Raw genomic sequence first — 3,688 nt, forward strand, 5'->3', positions numbered from 1 at the left:
CTCGCCGGCAAGGCCCCGCGCGGTCTGCGCCCGATGATGGAGAACATGGACGAACTGCTCTCCAAGCTGACGCTCGGCGGGCTGCGCCGCTGGGCGCTCTGGGGCGCGCAGGCGCATGCGCGGGATCTGGACGGACAGATGGCCTATTTCGGACTCCAGACCGAGTCCTCCCGATCGGTGCTCCAGAAGGAACGTCGCGGTACCCTCTTCGTCGACAACCAGCGCCGGCTCAATTTCTATCTGCGCGCGCTCTGGGCGCGCGCCTTCTTCATGCGCCCGACCTCCGGCGACTATGAATCGCGCCAGGGCCTGAAGCCCTTCGTCGAGGATTTCCAGATCCATCTGCCCGACGCCTTCGACCCCTGGCGCGGCATCGCCGGAATCGAACTCTATCGCGCCGCCGCCGCCCACTGCGCCGCGCACATGGTCTACACCACCCAGCCGCTCAGCGCCGAACAGCTGAGCCAGGCGCAGATGGCCTTCATCGGGATCTTCGAGGATGCGCGCGTCGAGAATCTGGCCATCCGCGAATTTCCCGGCCTGAAAAAACTCTGGCTACAATTTTTCACGACACCGCCAGGCGGCGCCGACGACGAAGGTGACCGTCATCCGATGATGGATCTGATGATGCGTCTGGCCCAGGCGCTGCTCGACGCGGACTATCGCGACGCCCATCCGCTGATCAACGAGAGCGCCGAGGACTTTCGGCGCGTCTTCGCCGAGCGCGGCGAGGACAACCGCATCAGTTGGGACGCCGGCGTGACCTTCTACAACCGGGTTCTCCAGGTCGTTCCGCTGCCGAGCGTGCGCATCCTGGAGTCCTGGCCCCTGCCCTACCGGGACGATAACCGCTCTATCTGGGCGTTCGACGAGAATCTTTTCCTCACGCGCGGGACCGACTATCTCCCGGTCTCCCAGCAGCAGGTCCGGCGCAACGTCAGCGTCATCGAGATGGTCAATGAACTGGACTGCGAACTGGCCGGCGACGACGCCCAGGAGATCTGGACCCTCTCGACCGAGTTCTGGCTCGACCAGGAAGGCTGCACCATCAACGAACTGGAGGGCAAGGAACCGGTCTCCGACCCCTATCACTATCAGGAGTGGGACTACCACGTTCAGCTCTATCGTCCGGATTGGGCGACCGTCATCGAGCGCCGCCAGGGCCGTGGCGACCCGGAGCGGATGGACGAGATCCTGACCAAACACAAACCGGTTGCGAGCCGCATCCGGCATCTGATCGACGCCATGCAACCCCAGGGCATCGTCCGTCGGCGCGGCTACGAGGAAGGCGAGGAACTGGACCTGAACGCCGCCGTGCGCGCCATGATCGACATCCGCCGCGGCGTCATGCCCGACCCGCGCATCAACATCCGCATCGACCGCCACATCCGCGACCTCTCGCTCGTGGTCCTGATGGATCTGTCGCAGTCCACCAACGAAAAGGTCGGCGTGGCCGAGGGCGAACCGGGCTACGCGGACGCCCCGAGCATCCTCGACCTGACGCGCGAAGCCACCGGCCTGCTGGCCTGGGCGATCGACTCCATCGGCGACAACTTCGCCGTCCACGGCTTCGCCTCGGACGGTCGCCACGATGTCCAGTACTACCGCTTCAAGGATTTCAATCAGCCCTACGACGATCACGCCAAGTCGCGCATGGCCGGGATGAAGGGCGGGCTCTCCACGCGCATGGGCGCCGCGCTGCGTCACGCCGGCTGGCATCTCACCCAGCAGTCGGCCAAAAAGCGCCTGGTGCTGGTCATCACCGACGGCGAACCCGCCGATATCGACGAGCGCGATCCGCAGTATCTGCGCCACGACGCCAAGAAAGCGGTCGACGATCTGCGCATGCTCGGCATCCACACCTACTGCCTGACGCTCGACCCCCAGGCGGACCGCTATGTCGCCCGGATCTTCGGCGAGAACAGCTATTCCATCGTCGACCATATCCAGCGCCTGCCCGAGCGACTGCCGGCGGTGTTCGCCGCGCTCACGGGTTAATCCGCTGAAGTCGCCGATCGCTCCCCGCCTCGTCAACGACAGGCCCCGCCCGATTCGGGCGGGAATCCTGTCATCGATGGCGAAGTGAAAACGATCCATAAACCCATTGCCAACGCTGAGACCGTGACGTCGGCAGGCCATTTGTCCGGTCGGTTGCAACGCCTTGAAGATGAAAGATCCGTGTCCGAAGTGCAAAAAACCGCAGCCGAACCCGCGATCATACAAGCGTTGCTGCGTCTTCCACCGGCCGAGCAACAGCGGCTTCTGGAGTGGTCGCGGGGGCTGGGCGCCATTCGCTACAGTACCTTGAGCGGCGGCAGGAAGGCGTTGGCCATTCTGGCGCTAACCCGCGATCGCAAGGCCAGCCGGCGGGTAGCTAATCGCGCCTGGCGACGGATCTACTTCAGCTCCCGGCGATCCGATCGTAATACCGCGCCCGGTACAGCAAACGCGGGACGGCGCCATCGGTGAAGCCGGTGCGGGTGTGCAGGACATTGTTGCTGATCAGCCCCCAGCCCACTTCGAGCCGCCCGAGGAAATGCCAGGGCGAGTCGGCATGAAGAACCTCCTTGAGACAGGCGACGGCCTCCGCGGTCAAGGGATCGTCGCGCCAGACGATGTTGCGCGCGCGGTTGGTATAGCGCAGGTGCAACCGGCCATCGGGGCGGATCGAGAACACGGGGCCGGATTGGTCGGGACGAAGTTCCACGCCATCGACACGATTGGCGGGGATGGTCATGCAGTCCGGGTGCATCAAGGCGCGGAGATAGTCCGGATTGCGGTCGCGCACGAGGATGTAAGCGATCTCATGATCGAGCAGCGCGTTCTCGCCGCCTTGCTCGGCGGGGTGGACGCAGTGCAGCAGGAGTCCGTGGATCTGGCGCTCGGGGCGGTTGTAATAACCGTCCGTGTGCCAGGCGATCGGGCGGTTGGAGTAGGGGATGTAGTTCTCGTGCCGGGCGTCGGTCTGAACGGTCAGCGAGGTAATGGCGTCCTCGTCGGCACCGGGGTTGTGGTCGAGACGATGCAGTCCGAAACTGGCACCCAACGCGGTCGGGATGGACTTATCCGGATCGTCCCCGGTGCTGCCGACATAGATCGCCATGTTGACCAGCCGGCAGCGCTCCAGGATAGCGGCGTGCTGGACGGGAGTGAGTCGGCGGGGATCGCCGATCTCGACGATCAGCGCACCCAGGTCGGTCGGGGCAGTGGCGAGTTTATGCTCGCGCCACTGCCGATAAGCGGCATCTTCGTTGAGATCGAAGGGTGAATTTGACATAGATCGACTGTCCTCTCTTGGCGGTTCGCAATCGCATGTGCAGAATGGCACGGCGACGCAACCGGAGACGCTAACGGGGATCGGGGCGAATGGCATTGATGCTCGTCAGTGGCTGGCGCGAAGATGTGTGGCGAGAGGCCAATGCGACCCAGGCGCCGCATAAACAAAACTGATGTTGGTCGCCCGGTCCAGATCGTTGGAAAACGACGCACACCACCCTGGATGCGGTTTAAGATCCGATCCAGATCAAATCGCCGAGAGCCTCTGGATACCCGATGCCTCATCCGGATCCCGCCGCCACCCAGGTCATGCCCGTCGCCGCACGGGCCGAACACAAGATCACGCTGGATCGCATCGAGCTGGATCTGATCGCCGGCCCGGACGCGGGTCGCGAATTCAGACTGACCCTGC

2 protein-coding genes are annotated in these 3,688 nt (G+C 64.2%); one reads left to right on the forward strand and one right to left on the reverse strand.

Annotation, left to right across the window (positions count from 1 at the left end; genetic code table 11):
* The coding region (locus tag QZY07_RS15310) for a nitric oxide reductase activation protein NorD (protein WP_295404505.1) at nt 1–1,998 on the forward strand (1,998 nt) is incomplete at its 5' end.
* A gap of 403 nt (nt 1,999–2,401) precedes the next feature.
* On the opposite strand, the gene QZY07_RS15315 is transcribed toward QZY07_RS15310, so the two are convergent.
* Nucleotides 2,402–3,277 carry a TauD/TfdA family dioxygenase gene (locus QZY07_RS15315; RefSeq protein WP_295404507.1) on the reverse strand — a complete coding sequence of 292 codons (876 nt, stop codon included), beginning with the start codon at nt 3,275–3,277 and terminating at the stop codon, nt 2,402–2,404.
* Nucleotides 3,278–3,688 lie beyond the last annotated feature (411 nt).

The sequence above is a fragment of the uncultured Thiocystis sp. genome, assembly GCF_903866365.1.
Taxonomy (GTDB): domain Bacteria; phylum Pseudomonadota; class Gammaproteobacteria; order Chromatiales; family Chromatiaceae; genus Chromatium.

Excerpts from the sequence above, each read along its gene's own strand:
- QZY07_RS15315 (WP_295404507.1), bottom strand. The coding sequence starts at position 3,277 with ATGTCAAATTCACCCTTCGATCTCAACGAAGATGCCGCTTATCGGCAG.